This is a genomic window from Pedobacter sp. 05L430, from assembly GCF_056397585.1.
This window is the reverse complement of record NZ_JBFTNT010000012.1, coordinates 15,561-36,369: the sequence shown is the minus strand read 5'-3', so window position 1 is coordinate 36,369 and position 20,809 is coordinate 15,561. Positions and strand designations below refer to the sequence as shown.

Below are 20,809 nucleotides of genomic sequence, written 5' to 3'. Positions count from 1 at the left end.
TAAAAATGTCTTAGTTGGAGAAAAAATCTTAGAAAAAATTTCATATTCCACATAGAAGCTATATTGGAAGGGGATTTGCCAAATTTGCTTATCTTAGCGAGACCAGATATGACTATGGGATTAAAATTCTACCTGACTTGTTTTGCCTTTCTTTTTATAACTCCGAAGATCACAAATGCACAGTATTATGGCCTTTGTTTTACGGGGCATGAGACTATACAGGAAAAAAGAACAGGACTGGACCTGACCGCTGCTGATCCACTATGTTTCAATAACACCTTTGAGCTATCGTTCGATTTTTCTTTTATGACAGGCCATACCGATTACTTTGGTTATATATTCCGAATTGTAGATCAGGAAAAACGAAACATCGACCTTATATACGATAAAAGCCTGGAGGCAAAAAACCATCTTAAGTTGGTTATAGGTGATAAGATGTCGAACATTGAGTTCGATATAAAACTAGACAAGCTGTTTAAAAACTGGTACAACATAAAGCTCAGGTTTGATCAGGAAAACCAGGAACTGGTTCTTACCGCTGATGGCAAAGTTTATCGTGAGAAAATCCCCTTAAAAAAGAATTGTTACAGAATCTGCTTTGGTGCCAATAATTATAAGGAACATGAAGTGAAGGATGTGCCGCCAATGAAGATCAAAGAGATAAAAATAACTGAGGATGACAAGCTAACACATCACTGGCCATTAAATGAATATACCGGATTAAGTGCAACAGAAAAGATTAAAGGAAAAAATGCCGGAGTAATTAATCCGAACTGGATTAGAAAAATGCACATTGAATGGGAACTCGTTAAATCTGCTGAGGTTGCAGGATCGGCAAGTGTTGCCTTTGATGCTGATCGCGAACGGGTATTTGTAGTAACTGAAAAATCCTTGCAGACTTACGATGTAAAAACGGAAAAAACAACTATCGCCGATTATAAATCCGGATTGCAGCCAATGCTTTATGGAAATCAATCTATTTATCAAAATGAACTGGGGCTATTAAATTTCTATGTAGATTTTTCACTAATGAGTGGGTTCAATTTTAGCAATAACACATGGGATAGCAAGTATACTGGCGAAAACGTACCTACAAATTTCTGGCATTTAAACAAGTTCTACTCTGCAAATGACAACAGTCTGTATTTTATTGGGGGCTATGGACATTATAACTATAAACGAGATGTTCAGCGCTATCATTTTAAAGATAAAAAACTAAGTTCGGTTAAAACAAGCGGAGATTTTACTCCACGCTACCTTGCTGCACTGGGTGCAACGAAAAACGGCGCTTACATACTTGGAGGATATGGAAGTACGACCGGTCAGCAGATTCTGAATCCAAAGAACCTCTACGACCTCAGCTTTTATGATGTTGAACACAAAACTTTCAAAAAGCTATTTGAGCTGAATCCCGGAAAGGAAGAATTCGCTTTCGCAAACTCCATGGTTATTGATGAGAAGGAACAATCTTTTTATGCCCTCACGTTTGTAAACCACATATTTAATTCTTCTTTGGCTATGATCAAGGGATCGCTTAAAAATCCTTCCTATGAATTTGTAGGCAGCCGCATTCCTTATACTTTCCACGACATATCATCGTTTGCAGACTTGTATTATTGTAAGGTTAGCAAAAAGTTTGTAGCCGTATTGCTTTATTATGATCAGAAAGCAAACAGTTCCTCCGTTAAGATCTATACTTTACATGCCCCTCCCGAAATACAACAGGCAGTGCACAATACCCCACCCCGTTTTACAATAAACTGGTATATGGTAATTTCAGGAGCGCTAATTCTGTGCATGTTATATTTAGGATACAAACGAATCAGAAACCAAAAGACATTAGCTAAGCCCTCAGTTAAAGTACCGGTAATAACCCTTAAAGAACCTGAACTGGTAAACATAAAGCAAGAAAATACTGATATGCCTGATGATATAAGAAATACCATGTTTCTGTTTGGCGACCTTCAGCTATTTGACAGAGAAGGAAAAGATATTACCAAGCTCTTTACCCCAGTAATAAAAGAGCTTTTCCTGCTAATATTATTGTTTACCGTGCGCTGGGGACGAGGCGTTAGTTCAGAAAAACTGGAAGAGATTTTATGGGCCGACAAGTCTGTTGGCAGCGCCAGGAATAACAGATCTGTTAGTATTGCAAAGCTGAAGCTGCTTCTGGAAAGCATGGATAGCTGTGAGATATCTAAAGAGACCGGTTACTGGAAAATGCTGATCGATTACGACAAGATCAGAATAGACTATAAAGAATATCTGAATATTGTTAAAAGCAAAACCGACATCAACAAAAACAAGATCATAGATCTTACAAAAATTGTATCTCGGGGTGGGTTTCTTTCAAATGCAGAATACAGCTGGCTGGATCCTTTGAAGTATGAAATTTCAAACGAGATCATCGATACTTACCTCCATATGGCGGCAAGCATGAAGATCTCGGATGATCCTGAATTTTTAATATCTTTAGCGGATTGTGTATTTAACTTTGATCCGGTAAATGAAGAAGCCATGGCAATTAAATGCCAGGCTCTTGTATTTTTAGGTAAGCACTCTCTGGCTAAATCTATATTCGAGAATTTCAATAAAGAATATAAAGCCATTTATGCAGAAAGCTTTAATAAAACCTTTCAGGAAATACTGGGGTAATGGTTATTTGCCGTAATTATAGTTTGGCTTACTTCCCATTGTAATTTTTAGTGTACCACCTTTCATAATATCGGCATGCTGTAAATAGCTTTCCTCATATTTTTTCCCGTTCAATAGAATGCTTTGGATATAAATATTCTTGTCGCTGTTGCTTACAGATTCAACAATGAATTTTTTTCCGCCCTCTAAATTAATTGTGGCTTTGTCAAATAACGGACTCCCGATGGCATAAGTTCCAGAGGCCGGAAATACAGGGTAGAACCCTAAAGACGAAAATACATACCATGCCGACATTTGTCCGCAGTCTTCATTTCCGATGATGCCATCTGGACGATCATGATACATTTCTTTTAAAATATGTCTTACCTTTTCAGCCGTTTTCCATTGCTGTCCACCGTAGTTGTACAGATAAGGAATGTGGTGCCCAGGCTCATTTCCATGAGCATACTGCCCAATCAGCCCCGTCATATCCTCCAACCCTCCCTCGTCCTGAAATGGTAGTGTAAAAAATTGATCAAGCCGCTGATTAAAGGCTTCTTTACCGCCCAGCAAACCGATTAAACCGTTTACATCCTGAGGAACAAGCCAGTTGTATTGCCAGGCATTTCCTTCTGAGTAAAGTACGTTTTTACTTTTAAACGGATCAAAGCCAGGAGTCCAGCTGCCGTCTGATAGTTTTCCTTTAAAGAATTTATCAGCCGGATCAAAGTATAGCTTATAGTTCTCAGCACGTTTTTTGAAGTTGTTATACTCATTTCCCTTTCCCATTTTTTGCGCCATTAGTGCAATACTTCCGTCCCCTATTGCATATTCCATTCCTTTGGCGGTTGAAGCTCCTTCTTTATCACTAGGTATTACCTGAAAGTTTTTAGCATACTCCAGGCCAAGTAAATTCACTTCTGAACTGTTTGTTAAAGCTTCAAAGGCCTTTTCGCCATCAAATTTTATCCCCTTAAGATAGGCCTCGGCAACAATCTGTCTGCTTGCCATACCTACCATTGTACCTGTTTCATTTCCCATAAGGTGCCAGATTGGTAAATGCCCTTGCTGATCATAAATGGCCAGCATTGAATTTATCATATCAGCAGCACGTTTAGGCTGTGTAAGTACATAGAGCGGATGAGCTGCCCGATAAGTATCCCAGGTTGAAAAAACACTGTAATTAGCGAACGAGCCACTTTTATATACCTTTTTATCGGCGCCACGATAATCGCCATTATGATCATTGAACAATGATGGGTTGATCATAGTGTGATACATCGCTGTATAAAAGATTTTCTTTTCTGTGATGTTCTTAGATTCAACCGTAAGCCTGGATAGTTCCTTGTTCCATTTATCATCTGCTTGTTTTACGATCTGCTCGAAGTTCCATTTTGGGATTTCTGCAGTGATATTATCAAGTGCATTTTCTGAACTTACAGGCGATATTCCAACCTTAAGTTCTAAAAGAGCAGGTGCCTGATCAAAATTAAAGAGCCCCTTTATTGCTTTATCAGTTGCCGCCTTATCTTTTAAAAGCGTATTGTTATTGTATAATGCAAAGTTCTTTATGGCTACTGACGATTTTATGGCAAAATAGATCCATTGATCTTTAGCCCAGCCAGATGATTTACGATAACCTTTGAATGTAAAATCATCAACCTGCTCAATATGGGTATCGGTAGACTGATCATTAATACCTTCTTTTAAATCGATGATCACATGTGCCTCTTTTCCTGCAGGAAAATGATAMCGATGATAACCTACCCTCTCGGACGCGGTTAACTCTACATTGACGCCGTTTCCCAGTTTTACCGAATAGAAACCTGGTTTTGCTTGTTCATTCTTATGGGAAAAAAGTGAAGCATAGCCACTTCCCGGAACCTTTTCCTGGCCCTTATCTGTTTTAGCACTTCCTGTATAAGGCATAATGGCAATATCAGAAAGATCGCCTATTCCGGTACCGCTTAAATGGGTTTGCGCAAAGCCTCTGATTACGCTATCCTGATAATTGTATCCCGAACACCAGTCCCAGCCTTTATAAAAATTATCGGGGCCAATTTGCACGCCTCCAAAAGGAACACTGGCTCCAATAAAAACGTGTCCGTGTGAGCCCGACCCAATAAATGGGTCTACAAAATCCGTTAACTTTTGACTGTTTTTGCTTTGTGCATTGGCTATGTCAGTTATTCCGAAAAGTGCAAGGACTATACAAATACTAAGTTTCGTTCTCGTTCTGCAATAAAAAAAATTCATGAATTCTAATTGATGGTTTATTAATAGGTTTACATTTGGTGAACTACACAAATAAAACATCGGGGATTAATTACATCATAATAAATCCTTAATTGTAATAGAATAATGAAAAATTTATACCGGTTTTTGAGTTATTCTGGCAATGTTAAAGAAAACGTAACCACATTATCTACACTATCGCCGTGCGAATTCGGATAGACTTTGTTATCTCTTTTAAAACCAGCCATCTTTAAAACTTTTACTGAACTGATATTATTTGCTGAAGGGAAAGCTGTTATTGTTTTTACTTTCAATTCTTCAAATCCATACTTTATCACAGCAGTAATAGCCTCTCTCATAAATCCTTTTCCCTGAAAATCGGGAAGCAGCTCGTAACCAATCTCTGCAATGGCATTTTCAGCATCAAAATTCCAGAGGCAGATGGTTCCGATTAAAGAAGGGTTGTCAAGTAAAGAAATTGCCCAGTAAATACTGGCATTGTTCTCTATGAGTTTTCCAATCTTATAAATGTGAGCCATGRCATCTTCTATACCAGTAGAAGGTGTTCTGCCAGTCATGGCCGCAATTTTAGGATCAGACCGCAGCATGTGAATTTGCAGGGCATCTTGGGCAGCTAATTCTCTAAGTAAAAGACGGGAGGTCTTTATTACGGGAAAAATAGAAAAATCAAGGTTTTTCATGAGTAAATAGGGATGTAGTATTATTTTAATAACTGCGAAAATGCAAATTTATTTTCTTTAAGGTACTTTTTGCGAACAAGGTAAACCGAGCAAATACCGAAACACCCGCCAGGAGCTATCAAGATGCACTAGGCTGTTTAAAARCTTTAAACAACACTTCAATTTCTCATTCTAATAACTTAACTTTGCATCCTTAATTTTTGGAGATACTTGATTGATGTATAGGGAATTTAAACAGTTAGAACTAGCGAAAATAGGAAAAGAGATACTTGATTTTTGGAAAGCGGAGAACATCTTTGAAAAAAGCATTTCGACCCGATCAAAATCAAACCCATTTACTTTTTACGAAGGGCCGCCTTCTGCAAATGGAATGCCTGGTATTCACCACGTAATGGCGCGTGCTATTAAAGATATTTTCTGCCGTTATAAAACTATTAAAGGATTTCAGGTAAAAAGAAAAGCAGGATGGGATACTCACGGACTTCCTGTAGAACTGGGAACTGAAAAGGAACTTGGCATCACCAAAGAAGATATAGGAAAGACCATTTCAATTGAAGAGTATAATGAGGCTTGCAAAAGAACCGTAATGCGTTATACAGATGTATGGAACGACCTTACCGAGAAAATGGGCTATTGGGTGGATATGGATGATCCATATATTACTTATAAGTCGAAATATATGGAATCGGTTTGGTGGCTTTTGAAACAGATCTACGATAAAGGTTTATTATATAAGGGCTATACCATCCAACCTTACTCTCCAAAAGCGGGAACAGGATTAAGCTCACATGAGGTAAATCAGCCGGGAGCTTATCGTGATGTAACCGACACTACCATAGTTGCCCAGTTTAAATCGTTACCTGACACATTACCTGCTTTCCTGACAGGGTTTGGAGATATACATTTCATGGCATGGACAACAACGCCATGGACTTTACCATCGAACACAGCGCTGACTGTAGGTCCAAAAATAGACTATGTACTGGTAAAAACCTTTAATCAATATACTTACCTTCCTGTAAATGTAATCTTAGCCAAGAACCTGGTAGGAAAACAGTTTAATAAAATATACTTTGAAAGCACTGCTGAGGAAGATTTCAGTAATTTCAAAGAGGGTGACAAAAAGATCCCTTATCAAATTTTAACGGGGTGTAAAGGCGCAGACCTGGTAGGTGTTAAATATGAACAGCTTTTACCTTATACTTTACCATACCAAAATCCTGAAAATGCTTTCCGTGTGATCTCCGGAGACTTTGTGACTACAGAAGATGGAACAGGTATTGTACATACAGCGCCCACCTTTGGTGCCGATGATGCTAAAGTAGCTAAAGAAGCCACACCTGAGGTCCCTCCGATGCTGGTTTTGGATGAGAATGGATCTCCGGTTCCATTGGTAGACTTGCAGGGAAGATTTACTGCTCACGTAGGTGATCTGGCAGGGAAATATGTAAAAAATGAATATTACAACGAAGGTGAGGCTCCTGAGAAATCAGTAGACGTAGAAATTGCTATCCGCCTGAAAGAAGAAAATAAAGCGTTTAAGGTAGAAAAGTATGTTCACAGTTACCCGCACAGCTGGAGAACTGATGAACCGTTATTATATTACCCTCTGGATTCCTGGTTCATCAAAGTAACTGACATTAAGGACAGGATGTTTGATTTGAACGAGACCATCAACTGGAAACCAAAGTCTACAGGAGAGGGCCGTTTTGGAAACTGGTTAAAAAATGCAAACGACTGGAACCTTTCGCGCTCTAGATATTGGGGAATTCCCTTGCCAATCTGGAGAACGGAAGACAAAAGAGAAGAAATATTAATTGGCTCTGTTGAAGAGTTATATAATGCCATAGAAAAGTCAATAGAAGCCGGCTTTATGAAAGAAAATCCTTTTAAAGGATTTGAGATCGGCAACATGTCTGAAACCAATTATGATCTAGTAGATCTGCATAAGAATGTAGTGGACGGAATTATATTGGTTTCACCTTCGGGAAAACCTATGAATCGTGAAAGTGACCTGATCGATGTATGGTTTGACTCTGGCGCAATGCCTTACGCGCAATGGCATTATCCTTTTGAAAATAAAGATAAAATTGATGAGCAAAAAGACTTCCCTGCTGATTTTATAGCCGAAGGAGTTGACCAGACTCGTGGATGGTTCTATACCTTACACGCTATTGGAGCACTGGTTTTTGATAAAATTGCCTATAAAAATGTAGTTTCAAATGGATTGGTACTCGACAAAAACGGGCAGAAAATGTCTAAACGCCTGGGCAATGCAGCTGATCCGTTTAAGACATTGGAAGAGTACGGCCCGGATGCTACACGCTGGTATATGATATCTAATGCAAATCCTTGGGACAACTTAAAGTTCGATATTGAAGGAATTGCAGAGGTACGCCGCAAGTTCTTTGGAACGCTTTACAATACCTATGCGTTCTTTGCCCTTTATGCAAATATTGACAAGTTTGAAATAGACCAGGATAAGCTCACTCCAGTTGCTGAACGCAGTGAGCTTGACAGATGGATTCTATCTTTACTGCAAACATTAATTGCAGAGGTGGATGAAAGCTATGCTGCTTATGAGCCTACAAAAGCTGCAAGAGCAATTCAGTCATTTGTGGATGAACACTTGAGTAACTGGTACATCCGTTTATCACGCCGCCGCTTCTGGAAGGGCGAAATGACTGCGGATAAGAAAGCTGCGTATGAAACCTTATATGCTTGCCTAACCAGTATCTCGCAACTGATGTCGCCTATAGCTCCTTTCTTTGCGGACTGGTTATTCCAGAATTTAACTGCAGGAGATGCTGCTAATAATGTTGAATCTGTACATCTTGCCCTACTTAAGGAAGCTGATCAGAGCTTGATTGACACAGAACTGAATGAACGCATGCATCTGGCACAAGACATATCGTCGATGGTATTGTCGCTGCGTAAAAAAACAAGTATCAATGTTCGTCAGCCTTTGGCTAAAATCCTAATCCCGGTACTTGATAATAAATTTGCTGAAAGGGTTGAATTAGTTAAAGAATTAATCCTATCAGAAACGAATATTAAGGATATTGAGTATATTACCGACACTGCTGGCTTCATTACCAAAAAGATCAAACCTAACTTTAAAGCGCTAGGCCCTAAGGTTGGTAAAGACATGAAAATGGTTGCCGAAGTAGTAAACAACTTGACACAGGAACAATTGAGTCAGTTTGAAAATGAAGGGAAATATCAAATTACTGGCACTAATTATGTTATCGAGTTGAGCGACGTTGAAATCATTGCTGAGGATATACCAGGATGGCAGGTAACTAATATGGGTAACTTAACTGTTGCTCTTGATGTTACGATAACTGACGAACTGAAACAGGAAGGATTATCGCGTGAACTAATTAACAGAATTCAGAATTTAAGAAAAGAACTTAATTTTGAAGTTACAGATAGAATTACTGTGACTTTACAAAACCATAATTTAGTAGCTGCAGCTGTAGCTCAAAATAAAACATACATTTGCTCGGAAATTTTAGCGGATGAGGTTAAATTAACAGAAAGTTTAGATAATGGAAACAAAATAGTAATCGATGATGTTGAATTACAAATTTCGATTGCCAAACAATAATTATTATGGAAAAAGCTACAAAAACAAGGTACTCTGACAGTGAACTTCAAGAATTTAAAGAATTGATTCAGGAAAAATTACGTATGGCCAGAGAAGAGTTTCTTGATTTAACGAACTCTCTAAGCAGTCYTAATTCTAACGGAACAGAAGATACCTCTGGCACTTACAAAACGCTTGAAGATGGTTCTGCAACTCTTGAAAAAGAACAATTAAACCAACTGGCTGCACGTCAGAAAAAATTCATTGAAAATTTAGAGGCTGCATTAGTGCGTATTGAGAATAAAACTTATGGTATCTGCAGAGAAACAGGTAAACTGATTCAGAAAGAACGTTTACGTGCTGTACCGCACGCAACTTTAAGCATGGAAGCTAAACTGAAGCAGTCGTAATGAAAGGCTATACAAAACCTTTATTAATAATTTTCCTGGTTTTGCTTGCCGATCAGGTTTTAAAAACCTGGATCAAGACCAATATGTTTATGGGTCAGGAGTTCAAGATCATTGGCAATTGGTTCATTATTCATTTTACCGAAAATAACGGGATGGCCTTTGGACTTGAGTTTGGCGGGGAGTTTGGTAAGCTTGCCTTATCATTATTCAGAATAGCAGCCGTTGCCGGTATCGGTTATGGATTACATTACCTGATCCAAAGGAAATACCATCGTGGTCTTATCTTAAACGTGGCATTGATATTTGCAGGTGCACTAGGAAATATTATAGATTCAGTACTGTATGGCGTAATATATGGTTATGCAGGATGGTTCCATGGAAGAGTGGTAGATATGTTCTATTTCCCCATCTGGGAAGGTCATTTTCCTTCGTGGTTTCCAATATGGGGCGGAGAGGACTTTATCTTTTTCAGACCGGTATTTAATATTGCAGACGCGGCCATCTCTGTTGGTGTAATCATCATACTTGTGTTCCAGAAAACTTATTTTAAGGAAGAATTTAAAGAAGAAATTGGCCCTAATAATGAGATAGTTGAAGAATAATTTTATGATTTGTGCTAATGATTTGTGGAATTGGTATGGTAATTTCATCTAACTATTAAATACACAAAAGAAAAACATTTATCATTATGAAAAAGTTATTAACCCTTGCCTTCGTTTCCTTATTAAGTATAAGCGCTATGGCTCAACAAGTAGATTTAAGAAAAAAGATTAGTGTTAGCGGTTCTGCGGAAACCGAAGTTACTCCAGACATTATTTACATCAGTATCTCTTTAAAAGAATATTTAAAAGATAACAACAGTAAGAAAAAGGTGGAGATCACTACTTTGGAAAGCCAGTTGTATGCTGCTGTTCAAAAAGCAGGTATCGACAAAGAAAACCTAACCATCAACAATTTATCAAGCTATGCTATAGTTACGGAGAAAAAGAAAAACCCTGATTATCTGGCTAGCAAACAGTATCGCTTAAAAGTATCTGATTTGAATAAATGGAATGATATCATTGGTTCTATTGATCCTAAAGGAATCGCTTATACCAACGTTGACAGTTATGATTATTCAAAAATTGAAACACTTAAAAAAGAACTAAAAATTAAAGCACTACAGGCTGCTAAAGAAAAAGCGTCTTACCTGGTTGAAGCCCTTGGGGATAAATTAGGTAGTGTAATTGACATCCAGGAAGTGAACAATGAACAATATCCACAGCCAATGTATCGTAATGTAATGATGATGAAAGCTGAAAGTGCTGATATGGCAGGCGCTGCTGCACCGGAGATTGACTTTAAAAAAATAAAACTGAACTATATAATGAATACAGTATTCGAAATTAAATAGTAGTAGTGACTACTTGAGTATACAGTTTTAAGGAAATACCTTTAAAAAACCTACCAATAACTTTTGGTAGGTTTTTTGTTATTTAGATAATATCACAAAATTCAAATCGTATGAAAAGATTAATTTACTCTTTAGTGCTAGTTTTCACATTGGCAATCAGCGCAAACACAGTTTCTGCCGCAGGAAAGACAGACAAGATTAAAACTGAGATGACTGCCGAGCAGCAAATTCAGCTAAAACAGATCACTGACCGTGTTCAGGAGATCCGTTCAATGGACAAATCTCAGTTGTCAAAAACTGAGAAGAAAGAGTTACGTAAAGAATTGAGAGGGTTGAAAAAACAAGCAAATGCGTTAGGTGGCGGTGTTTACCTTTCAGTTGGTGCAATCATCATCATTATTTTATTATTAATTCTTATTCTATAGAATACCTTATTTACATCTACCTATAAAAAAAGCTTCCCAATTGGGAAGCTTTTTTTGCTTATGAAGTTTTGATCTTATTTAATCAATGTATTCAAAACCTGTATATTTTACCAAAGCTTCAGGAATTTTAATTCCTTTTTCAGTTTGGTTATTTTCCAGAATAGCGGCAACAATACGAGGTAGCGCCAGTGCACTTCCATTTAATGTATGTGCCAATTGCGTTTTACCAGAAGCACCTTTAAATCTTAATTTAAGTCTGTTACTTTGGTATGTTTCAAAGTTAGATACTGAAGATACCTCTAGCCAGCGTTGTTGCGCAGCACTCCATACTTCCATATCGTAAGTCATTGCAGAGGTAAAGCCCATATCGCCACCACATAAACGCAATACACGATAGTGTAGACCTAGCTCCTGAAGCAACGATTGAACATACGCACTCATGTCTTCCAGAACTTCATAAGATTTATCCGGATGTACAACCTGTACTATTTCAACTTTATCGAACTGATGCAAGCGGTTTAATCCACGTACATGCGCGCCGTATGATCCTGCTTCTCTGCGAAAACACGGCGTGTATGCTGTGTTTTTTATGGGAAGCTCTTCTTCCTTTAAAATCACATCACGATAAAGGTTAGTTACAGGCACCTCGGCTGTTGGTATAAGGTATAAATTATCTACTCCCGCATGGTACATCTGTCCTTCTTTATCAGGTAACTGTCCGGTACCAAAACCTGAGGCTTCATTAACTAAATGAGGCACTTGCATTTCTCTGTATCCCTTTTCTGTTGCGTGGTCCAAAAAGAAATTAATAAGTGCTCTTTGCAAACGCGCGCCTTTGCCTTTATATACAGGAAAACCTGCGCCGGTTATTTTTGTACCAAGCTCAAAATCTATAATATCGTATTTAGCAGTCAATTCCCAGTGTGGCAGTGCACCTTCCGGTAAATCGGCAGGATTGCCGTGTTCATAAACAACTTCATTGTCTTCAGCTACACTCCCTGGTTTTACAAGGTGATGAGGTAGGTTTGGTAGCTGTACAATCAAACCATATAAGGCGTCTTCCACTTCTGTTAACTGATCTGAAAGGTTCTTATGCTCTTCCTTATTTGACGTAGTTTCTGCTTTAAGTACCTCTGCTTCTTCTTTCTTTCCGCTACGCATTAGTTCACCAATCTGTTTTGCAGCTGCATTGGCTACTGCGGAAAGGTTATCCAGCGAGGTTTGAACTTGTCTTCGTTCTTCGTCAATTTTAATAATTTCATCAACCAGTTCTGGGTGCTTAAAATTACGTACACTTAGTCCTTCTAAAACTTTCTCTCTATTTTCGCGGATATAGTTAACTTGCAGCATTATTTTATTTTTTAAACAAAGATAATAACTTAACTCGTCATTGCGAATGCAGTAGCACAATACGAGACCTAATAATTATGGAAGGTAAACTATTTCTTGTGCCCACCCCTATTGGAAATCTTGAAGACATGACCTTCAGGGCAATCCGGATTTTAAAAGAAGCTGATGTGATCCTTGCAGAGGATACCCGTACCAGCGCCCCTATGCTGAAGCATTTCGGGATTGATAAAAAAGCATATTCACATCACCAACACAATGAACATCAGGCAACCTCAGAAATCATTAAGTTTTTGAAAGAAGGTAAAATGGTAGCTTTGATATCAGATGCCGGAACACCTGCAATATCCGACCCTGGCTTCTTTTTGGTTAGGGAAGCAATAAAAAATGATTTGGCAGTAGAGTGCTTGCCTGGAGCTACGGCCTTTGTGCCTGCCCTGGTAAACTCAGGATTGCCTTCTGACGCCTTTGTTTTTGAAGGCTTTTTGCCCGTAAAAAAAGGACGACAAACACGTTTTAAAAAACTGGCTGAGGAAGAAAGGACAATAGTTTTGTATGAAAGCCCGCATCGGTTACTTAAAACACTTGAGGAATTTGCACAGTATTTGGGTGCAGATCGTCAGGCATCGGTAAGTCGTGAGTTAACCAAACTTTATGAAGAAACTGTGAGAGGTACTTTAACCGAAATTAAATCACATTTTGAAAACAATATATTAAAAGGAGAATTCGTAATTTGTATTGCGGGAGCTGAAGAAGTAAAAAAGAAAGCTAAGTATGATCGCGATAATTAGGGTTCAATTTTTGATAGCTCACTACTGAAATTATTATAAGAAAATAACATGATATTAATAGATAGATTTTTAAGTGACGAACAGGATCCTAAAGCTGTAGAAAAAGTTTTAGGTAAATTAAATGATATGTTAACCAGCAATGAGGAACTGATTTACATGGCTGTACAAAAAAAGCCGGCGGTAAATCTTTTACCTGATTGTATTGCAGTAAGTAACAAGCGTATCTTCTATTGTGAGCCTGGCAATTTTGGAATTACCATGAATTTTAAAGACATTTCCTGGAAGAGCATTAAAGAAGTTTCCTTTAAAGAAGAATTATTTGGTTCTAAATTCATTTGCGTGCCTTTACATGGCGAAAATATCATCACAGAATATATCCCTAAAGTGCAGGCCCGCAAGTTATATCAGGCTGCATATGAGCAATTAGAAAGTTTTAAAGAGCAACAAAGACAACTTGATCTGGAAGAAAGAAGATCATCCACATCGCCAGTAACTGTAAATACATTGCCCGCTCCGGAACCAGTGGAAGAAGACGAGCCACAAGCATTCTTTTCTCCACCCCCTGCTGCGCCTGCAATACCGGTAGAAGAACCAGAAGATGAAACTACATTAAAGCTAAGAAAACTAAAAAGCCTGTATGATAAACACCTTATTACGCAGGAAGAATATGAAGCTAAAAAAGCCGATATTTTAGACAGCTTATAATGAAATTCAGAAACACTGCTCTCCTTGCTTTACTAAGTGCGTTTTTAATGTGGCTGGCCTGGCCTCCTATTAAGTTTACCACTCCATTATTACTGGTTGGTCTTGTTCCATTACTTATTGCCTTAGAAAGAATTAAACAAAGCGAAAATCCTAAAAAAGGTAAGCGTATTTTCCTAACAGCAGGATTAACCTTTCTAATTTGGAATACCGCATCTATTTATTGGGTGTATAATGCCATAAGTTCAGTAAATGGCCCTGTGGTATCTTTCTTTGTTTCGCTTATCCCTTATGGCTTAGGAGCACTGCTCATGACTTTTGCTTTCTGGCTATATTACAGACTAGGCAGACTGGTAAATAAATACATTGCCTATTTGGGGCTAATATGCTTTTATATTGCAATGGAGTTTTTGCACCAGAGCTGGGATCTTTCCTTTCCATGGATGAATTTAGGGAATGGCCTATCGGGCATGCATCAGCTTGCGCAATGGTATGAATACACTGGTGTTTATGGCGGTTCATTCTGGATACTACTAAGTAACATTATTGCTTATGAGGCCTTTAAAGCACTTAAACCGGGTACTGCTATTGGCTTTGCCCGATTTAAATTTGCACTTCTGTGGGTTGTGATTATTGCAGCGCCGATTGCATTGTCCCTAACCTTATACTACGAGTACGAAGAAAAAGAGGTTCCTGTTAACGTAGTAGTTGTACAACCCAATATAGATCCTTACAAAAAATTTGGTGGTATTTCTTCAAGTGAGCAGCTTAAAATCCTTACTCATTTATCCGACTCCGTTGCTCAGCCAAGTACCGAATATTTTATATGGCCTGAAACAGCAATTTCAGATCGCTCTGATGAAGATAGAATCCGCACCAATTCTGAATTCCTGGATGCTCAGAAATTCCTTGAAAAATACAAAAATGGCAGTATTATTAGTGGCATTGAGAGTATTAAGTTCTACAACGACAAACAAACGCCTTCGGCCAGACAATATGATAATAGCACCTATGTTGATGTTTTTAATGCCGCATTACAGATAGAGAACTCTGCTAATGTACAATTCTATCACAAATCTAAATTGGTACCAGGAGTAGAGAAAATGCCTTTTCCCACAGCATTATCAGTATTAGCACCGGTTTTTGAAGGTTTTGGAGGAACAGTAGGTGGTTATGGCTGGCAAAAAGACCCTCAAGTATTTTATTCGTATGGTGGAGTAGGTGCTGTACCTGTAATTTGCTATGAATCGATCTGGGGAGGTTGGGTGGCCCAAGCTGTTAAGAATGGCGCACAGTTTATTGCTATTGTAACCAATGATGGCTGGTGGGGAAATACATCAGGAAAGGACCAGCACTTGTTATATGCCAAACTAAGAGCTATAGAAACCCGCAGGTATGTTGTAAGATCAGCCAATACGGGTATTTCTTGTTTCATTAACCAGAAAGGCGATATTATACAGCAAACCAAATGGTGGACCAGAACAGCCATTAAAGCAGATATCAATTTAAATGATGATCTTACTTTTTATGTAAGAAATGGCGATTTTATTCCTAAAATTCTATCTGTATTGGCTGGCTTGCTCGCACTAATTATTCCTTACAGAAAGTGGGTTAAAAAGTAACTAAGAAAGGTACTTTCCAACTATGGGCATTCTGCGGCCCATACCAAATGCTTTTGGAGAAACCCTTAATATCGGCGGTGTTTGATAACGCTTGAACTCTGCCGTATTTACCATTTTAATGATCCTTCTTACCAGCGCATCATCATAGCCTTGTGCAATGATTGCTGATGAACTTTGCTTTAGCTCTATATATTGAAACAGTATCTTATCAAGGATATCGTAATCAGGTAATGAATCTGAATCTTTTTGGCCTGGCCTAAGTTCTGCCGACGGTGGTTTAACAATGGAATTTTCTGGTATTACCACTCCGTCTTTATTAATATAATTAGCCAGTTGGTAAACCTGGGTTTTGTATACATCTCCAATTACGCCAATTGCGCCACACATATCACCATATAGTGTACCATACCCTACCGCGCATTCACTTTTGTTTGATGTGTTTAGAAGGATATAGCCAAACTTATTAGACATCGCCATCACAATGATCCCTCTGCATCTTGCCTGAATATTCTCTTCAGTAAGGTTAAAAGGTAATCCTTTAAAAGCAGCCGCCATCATATTGTCAAACGCATTGGCCGCCTCTTTAATTGGAATGATTTCATGCTGACAACCAATATTTCTAACAAGATCAAGTGCATCCTGAATAGAATGGTCAGACGAATATTTTGAAGGCATTAACACCGCCATTACATTTTCCGCTCCTAAAGCCCTACATGCCAGGGCGCATACAATAGCCGAATCTATACCTCCTGAAAGGCCCAACACTGCTTTTTTAAAGCCCGACTTTACAAAGTAATCTTTAATACCCAAGACTAACGCTTCGTAAATCTGCTCTATGTCGGTAATAGTTCTATGTATTTTGGGCGTATATCCTTTAATTAAATCACCTTCAACTTCATAGATCTTTAACTCTTCTTTAAAATAAGCCATTTCATCCAGAAGATTACCTTCTTTATCAAATGCCAGTGAACCGCCATCAAATACGATTTCAGTTTGCGCACCTACCTGATTAACGTACAATAAAGGAAGTTTATATTTTTTAGCATTATCTGCCAGAACCACTACCCTTTCATCATCATGGCAATATGAAAATGGCGACGCCGCAATATTAATCATCAGATCAGGGTTTTGCTTAATCAATTCATCCATCGGATTGGAAACATACAATGGATTGTTGTTGATGTTCCATAAGTCTTCGCAAATGGTTAGGGCTATTTTACGGCCCTTAAAAGTTATGCATTCGAATTGAGTGGCAGGTTCAAAATAACGGTATTCGTCGAATACATCGTAATTTGGAAGCAATGCTTTTTTTGCAATGGCTTTTACCTCTCCTTCCTCTATGAAATATGCCGCATTGTATAAATCTTTTCCTGCAAGCACCTCGTTTTTAACAGGCAAACCTACAATACAGGCAATCCCTTTACAATGAGCTGCAATTTCTTGTGCAGCAGTTTCGCACAGACCAATAAACTCATCAAATTCTAAGAAATCACGTGGTGGATAACCACAAATAGCCAGCTCAGCGAATACAACCAGGTCGGCTCCTTTATCTTTTGCCAACTGAATGTTGTCGATTATTTTTTTTGTGTTGTATTCAAAATTACCAATGTGATAGTTGAGTTGCGCCAGTGCTATATTCATGAGCTTGTAATTGTAGAAAGTACTGCTAAGTAAGTTTATTAAAAGAAAACGCCAAAATTAATACCAAGATAATGATTGCGGATATTATTATTTTTATCGGTGGTAATGTCGGTAAAGCCATTGTTATACGTTAGTCCTGCTGCAATACTTGTATTTCCACTTAGGTCAAATTCTGCTCCTGCACCTAATATCAGGCCGGCACGATATAGCTTAATTGTTTTCGAAATATTCTCATCGCGCAAGCTTGATTTTCCTGCGGCATCGGCATCCTGTTTGGCTCCGATATTAAAATCATTTGATAAACCAAATTGGCCATACCAGCGGATATCATTAATTTTAACAGTTTTTAGTTTAACTGTAAGTGGCACTTCGATATATTGAAGCTTATACTTAAGTTCATAGGGTATTTGAGTTGGAGGAGTAGTTTCTTCAGTAATTATCTGCGTGCTTTTACCATTAATTGTAGTGATGGTAACACCCGTTGCAAAACTATAGTTCTCAGCAAAATTAAAGTMCCCCATTAAACCATAGGAAAATCCAAGAGCAACTCCATTACTTTTACCCACCTGTGGTTTTACCCAACCTATTGTTGGATGAGCGGTTAATCCAAGTCTGAAACCGTAATATGGAGATAAAGAATCTTGTGCAAAAACGCTTCCTGTTACAAACAATAATAATATCGCGATAAATGTGTGTTTCATATAAATATATTTTCCTTTAATGCCTATGAAGCTTGAATAAACTTACTTTATATTTGTTTACAATGATATATAACGTAAAATTCCACCAAAGCTATCTATTTTTTCTATTTGTGTCGGCTTTTTTTTCGTCACTACTTGTTTCGTGTACCCAAAGTACTAAACCTGATGTTAGCGCAATACATTTAGATGTCAAAATTGCCCGGTTCGATAGAGATTTATATGCCGGAAAATCTAAAAATCTAAGTGAGACCAATGCGTTCCTAACAAAGAAATACGGTACTTTTTACGATGACTATGTGCATAGGATGGTTGGTAATTTTGACTATACAAATCAAGAGATCTTAACCACCCTATACCAGGATTCTGCGTACTCAGATTTAAACAAAGAGGTGGATAGTGTTTTTAAAGACATAACACCAATAGAAAAAGACTTATCTGAAACTTTTAAATACGTCCTTTACTATTATCCTAAAGCAAAAGTTCCTCAGTTTATATCATTTGTTTCTGGTTTTGCTGTGCAGACGCCAATTGGCGATAATTACATGGGCATTGGGTTGGATATGTTTATGGGAAAAAACAACCAATTTTACAAAGCCATAGTGCAAAGTGTACCAACTTACCTTTCCCGACGTTTTACTCCTGAATACATTGTTCCGCGAATAACTGAGACTTATGCACGAGAAGAACTATTTCATGAACGGGACGAAGACAGAACCTTACTTTCAAAGATGATTCATAACGGAAAAATTTTATACTTTATGGACAAGGTGCTTGATGAGAAAGTTCCGGATTCAGTTAAAATAGGATATACTCAAAAACATATAGACTGGTGTAAGACTTTTGAAAGCGACATTTGGGCCTATTATCTACAGAACAACCTATTATTTGAAACCGATTACCAGAAGATACAGGTGCTTTTGAGCGAAGGCCCTTTTACGCCCGGACTTGGAGAGAAGAACGAGTCAGCTCCTAAATTAGGTATCTGGACCGGATGGCAGATTATAAGAAAGTACATGCAGGAAAATAAAGATGTTACCTTACAGCAATTGATGGCTGAACAGGATGCTCAAAAAATATTAAATTTATCAAAGTACAAACCTAAATAATGCTAAATGACTAAAATAGGAATCGTATTATCTGGTGGCGGAATCAGAGGAATTGCACACCTGGGTGTTTTAAAGGCATTTGGAAATGCCGGCATTAAGTTTAGTCACATTAGCGGAACCAGTGCAGGTTCAATTGCAGGAGCCTTATTTGCTTCAGGCATCGATCCTGAAGATGCTTTAAATATTTTTATAAAGACCAAACTCTTAAAATTCCTTCGACCTGCGGTAGGCTCACTAGGCTTAATTAATATTGAAAATACATCAAGCTTATTTAAAGAATACTTTCCTGATGATAGAATTGAAAGCCTAAAAATCCCACTTACCATTGCTACAACTAATTTCAGCAAAGGAGAATTGGTATACTTTGACAAAGGGCCCCTGATCAGGACCATACAAGCATCTAGCTGCATTCCGGGCATATTTAAACCGATTATGATAAATAATGAGATGTATGTTGATGGCGGCATTTTAAATAACTTTCCGGTTGAACCTTTATTAAATAACTGCGATTTCATTATCGGATCGTCATGCAACCACTTAAAACCCGTTGAAAAAATCACCAAGATTACGGCGTTAATGGCAAGAGCGGGGCTGATGTCTGTAAATAAAGATATGGAAGAAAAGGCCGCCTTCTGTAATGTGCTAATCGAGCCAAAAGGAATGGGTGAGATCAGTACTTTTGACATGAAAAAAGCCGAAACTATCTATTGGCTCGCATATGAAGAAACGTTGAAAACCATTAAAAGTAACGAAAGCCTAAAGAATCTGATAAAGGTTCCGATTAAAGAACTGGAGTAGCTTTTAAAGAAACTAAAGCATCACCATCCATAACTGGAATCGCCTGACAAAGGTTTAACTGCAAGCAGAACCTTACATCTTCTTCTATATTTAATTCAGCTAGTCTGTGGCTATGGGAAGATTTATGAAGATAACTTCTAAGGTCATCTTTGGCCAGTTTATATAAGTCTTCTGCAGCTACAGAAGAATCATCGAAATGAGTAAATTCCTTACGCAATTCAGCAACTACAGCTCCGGCAAACAGGGTATCTTCCAGATTGAATTTATCTTTCCATCCTGCACAAAGTAACAAAACACTTTTATCCTGAATTTTAAGCCAGTTGCATAGGGCCTGTAGATTTAAAAAAGAGCCCATCACTACCTGATGCGCTCGTTTTCTCGCCATATGAAGGGCTTTTGTACCATTAGTAGTTGTAAGCACTACAGTTCTGCCACCAACCTTTTCAGTTGTATAGGAGAAAGGTGAATTCCCGAAGTCATATCCTTCTACCACTTGTCCGTCACGCTCTGCTGCCAGTAAAAATCCTTTATCAGAATAGTTAAGACAATCTTCTACGTTTGCTACCGGTATAATTGCAGTTGCGMCGTTATCTATTCCATACACGATGGAAGAAGTCGCTCTGAGCACATCAATAACTACCACAATGCTATCTTCAATAGCATACAGATCTAATAATGCGGGCGTTAAACAAACTTCTATACTTTTTTGCATCG

The 20,809-nt window shown here is 38.1% G+C and carries 17 protein-coding genes; 11 read left to right on the top strand and 6 right to left on the bottom strand.

Going from position 1 to position 20,809, the window contains the following annotated elements:
- Nucleotides 1–114: 114 nt before the first annotated feature.
- Entirely contained in the window at nucleotides 115–2,655 is a 2,541-nt protein-coding gene (locus AC1DG9_RS05050; protein WP_337717341.1) for a Kelch repeat-containing protein, read from the top strand.
- A gap of 3 nt (nucleotides 2,656–2,658) precedes the next feature.
- Here AC1DG9_RS05050 and AC1DG9_RS05045 read toward each other — a convergent pair whose 3' ends face one another.
- Both AC1DG9_RS05045 and AC1DG9_RS05040 read right to left on the bottom strand, forming a co-directional pair.
- Nucleotides 2,659–4,890 (bottom strand): GH92 family glycosyl hydrolase, encoded by a 2,232-nt coding sequence (locus tag AC1DG9_RS05045; RefSeq protein WP_337717339.1) that lies wholly within the window; start codon nucleotides 4,888–4,890, stop codon nucleotides 2,659–2,661.
- A 131-nt stretch (nucleotides 4,891–5,021) separates the two neighbouring features.
- Nucleotides 5,022–5,570, bottom strand: a complete 549-nt coding sequence (locus tag AC1DG9_RS05040) for a GNAT family N-acetyltransferase (RefSeq protein WP_477634368.1) — start codon at nucleotides 5,568–5,570, stop codon at nucleotides 5,022–5,024.
- 217 nt (nucleotides 5,571–5,787) lie between these two features.
- Between AC1DG9_RS05040 and ileS the strand changes: the two genes are divergently transcribed.
- The 5 genes from ileS (at nucleotide 5,788) to AC1DG9_RS05015 (ending at nucleotide 11,387) form a co-directional block, all read left to right on the top strand.
- A complete protein-coding gene (gene ileS, locus AC1DG9_RS05035) occupies nucleotides 5,788–9,180 on the top strand; it encodes an isoleucine--tRNA ligase (RefSeq protein ID WP_337717337.1) in 3,393 nt (1,130 codons plus the stop codon).
- A 5-nt stretch (nucleotides 9,181–9,185) separates the two neighbouring features.
- A complete protein-coding gene (locus AC1DG9_RS05030) occupies nucleotides 9,186–9,569 on the top strand; it encodes a TraR/DksA family transcriptional regulator (RefSeq protein WP_477634367.1) in 384 nt (127 codons plus the stop codon).
- Nucleotides 9,569–10,171, top strand: coding sequence for a lipoprotein signal peptidase (locus AC1DG9_RS05025; protein WP_048907639.1), 603 nt, complete (start codon nucleotides 9,569–9,571; stop codon nucleotides 10,169–10,171). Before AC1DG9_RS05030 ends, AC1DG9_RS05025 begins: the two co-directional genes overlap by 1 nt.
- 86 nt (nucleotides 10,172–10,257) lie before the next feature.
- A complete protein-coding gene (locus tag AC1DG9_RS05020; protein WP_048907640.1) occupies nucleotides 10,258–10,962 on the top strand; it encodes an SIMPL domain-containing protein in 705 nt (234 codons plus the stop codon).
- Nucleotides 10,963–11,072: 110 nt separating this feature from the next.
- On the top strand, nucleotides 11,073–11,387 hold the full coding sequence (locus AC1DG9_RS05015; protein WP_048907641.1) for a hypothetical protein: 315 nt from the start codon (nucleotides 11,073–11,075) through the stop codon (nucleotides 11,385–11,387).
- Nucleotides 11,388–11,465: 78 nt separating this feature from the next.
- Here AC1DG9_RS05015 and serS read toward each other — a convergent pair whose 3' ends face one another.
- Nucleotides 11,466–12,737, bottom strand: a complete 1,272-nt coding sequence (gene serS / locus AC1DG9_RS05010; protein WP_337717335.1) for a serine--tRNA ligase — start codon at nucleotides 12,735–12,737, stop codon at nucleotides 11,466–11,468.
- Nucleotides 12,738–12,814: 77 nt separating this feature from the next.
- Between serS and rsmI the strand changes: the two genes are divergently transcribed.
- Genes rsmI through lnt form a run of 3 tightly spaced genes read left to right on the top strand, consistent with a single transcriptional unit; the run spans nucleotide 12,815 to nucleotide 15,849 of the window.
- Entirely contained in the window at nucleotides 12,815–13,525 is a 711-nt protein-coding gene (gene rsmI, locus AC1DG9_RS05005) for a 16S rRNA (cytidine(1402)-2'-O)-methyltransferase (protein ID WP_337717333.1), read from the top strand.
- Nucleotides 13,526–13,573: 48 nt separating this feature from the next.
- Nucleotides 13,574–14,230, top strand: coding sequence for a PH domain-containing protein (locus AC1DG9_RS05000; protein WP_172661649.1), 657 nt, complete (start codon nucleotides 13,574–13,576; stop codon nucleotides 14,228–14,230).
- Nucleotides 14,230–15,849 (top strand): apolipoprotein N-acyltransferase, encoded by a 1,620-nt coding sequence (gene lnt / locus AC1DG9_RS04995; protein WP_337717331.1) that lies wholly within the window; start codon nucleotides 14,230–14,232, stop codon nucleotides 15,847–15,849. The genes AC1DG9_RS05000 and lnt overlap by 1 nt, the downstream gene beginning before the upstream one ends.
- Here the strand turns inward: lnt and AC1DG9_RS04990 are convergent, their stop codons facing one another.
- Complete coding sequence (locus AC1DG9_RS04990) at nucleotides 15,850–17,490, bottom strand: NAD+ synthase (protein ID WP_288881838.1); 1,641 nt, start codon at nucleotides 17,488–17,490, stop codon at nucleotides 15,850–15,852. It abuts the gene before it with no gap.
- Between the two features lie 38 nt (nucleotides 17,491–17,528).
- Nucleotides 17,529–18,191, bottom strand: a complete 663-nt coding sequence (locus AC1DG9_RS04985) for a porin family protein (protein WP_477634366.1) — start codon at nucleotides 18,189–18,191, stop codon at nucleotides 17,529–17,531.
- A gap of 62 nt (nucleotides 18,192–18,253) precedes the next feature.
- Between AC1DG9_RS04985 and gldB the strand changes: the two genes are divergently transcribed.
- The gene (gene gldB, locus AC1DG9_RS04980) at nucleotides 18,254–19,297 is read left to right on the top strand and encodes a gliding motility lipoprotein GldB (protein ID WP_172661653.1); all 1,044 of its coding nucleotides are present in this window, start codon (nucleotides 18,254–18,256) and stop codon (nucleotides 19,295–19,297) included.
- A 6-nt stretch (nucleotides 19,298–19,303) separates the two neighbouring features.
- Nucleotides 19,304–20,095, top strand: a complete 792-nt coding sequence (locus AC1DG9_RS04975; protein WP_288881834.1) for a patatin-like phospholipase family protein — start codon at nucleotides 19,304–19,306, stop codon at nucleotides 20,093–20,095.
- Here AC1DG9_RS04975 and AC1DG9_RS04970 read toward each other — a convergent pair.
- Nucleotides 20,079–20,807: a 2-phosphosulfolactate phosphatase gene (locus AC1DG9_RS04970; protein ID WP_477634365.1), complete on the bottom strand. Its 729-nt coding sequence runs from the start codon at nucleotides 20,805–20,807 to the stop codon at nucleotides 20,079–20,081. The two genes, AC1DG9_RS04975 and AC1DG9_RS04970, sit on opposite strands and share 17 nt — an antisense overlap.
- Nucleotides 20,808–20,809 lie beyond the last annotated feature (2 nt).

What these genes read in the sequence shown, in the direction of transcription:
- AC1DG9_RS04975 (WP_288881834.1), top strand. Translation starts at nt 19,304, where the DNA reads ATGACTAAAATAGGAATCGTATTATCTGGTGGCGGAATCAGAGGAATT.
- rsmI (WP_337717333.1), top strand. Translation starts at nt 12,815, where the DNA reads ATGGAAGGTAAACTATTTCTTGTGCCCACCCCTATTGGAAATCTTGAA.
- AC1DG9_RS05025 (WP_048907639.1), top strand. Translation starts at nt 9,569, where the DNA reads ATGAAAGGCTATACAAAACCTTTATTAATAATTTTCCTGGTTTTGCTT.
- AC1DG9_RS05015 (WP_048907641.1), top strand. Translation starts at nt 11,073, where the DNA reads ATGAAAAGATTAATTTACTCTTTAGTGCTAGTTTTCACATTGGCAATC.
- AC1DG9_RS05020 (WP_048907640.1), top strand. Translation starts at nt 10,258, where the DNA reads ATGAAAAAGTTATTAACCCTTGCCTTCGTTTCCTTATTAAGTATAAGC.
- AC1DG9_RS04990 (WP_288881838.1), bottom strand. Translation starts at nt 17,490, where the DNA reads ATGAATATAGCACTGGCGCAACTCAACTATCACATTGGTAATTTTGAA.
- serS (WP_337717335.1), bottom strand. Translation starts at nt 12,737, where the DNA reads ATGCTGCAAGTTAACTATATCCGCGAAAATAGAGAGAAAGTTTTAGAA.
- gldB (WP_172661653.1), top strand. Translation starts at nt 18,254, where the DNA reads ATGATATATAACGTAAAATTCCACCAAAGCTATCTATTTTTTCTATTT.
- AC1DG9_RS05000 (WP_172661649.1), top strand. Translation starts at nt 13,574, where the DNA reads ATGATATTAATAGATAGATTTTTAAGTGACGAACAGGATCCTAAAGCT.
- AC1DG9_RS05050 (WP_337717341.1), top strand. Translation starts at nt 115, where the DNA reads ATGGGATTAAAATTCTACCTGACTTGTTTTGCCTTTCTTTTTATAACT.
- ileS (WP_337717337.1), top strand. Translation starts at nt 5,788, where the DNA reads ATGTATAGGGAATTTAAACAGTTAGAACTAGCGAAAATAGGAAAAGAG.
- lnt (WP_337717331.1), top strand. Translation starts at nt 14,230, where the DNA reads ATGAAATTCAGAAACACTGCTCTCCTTGCTTTACTAAGTGCGTTTTTA.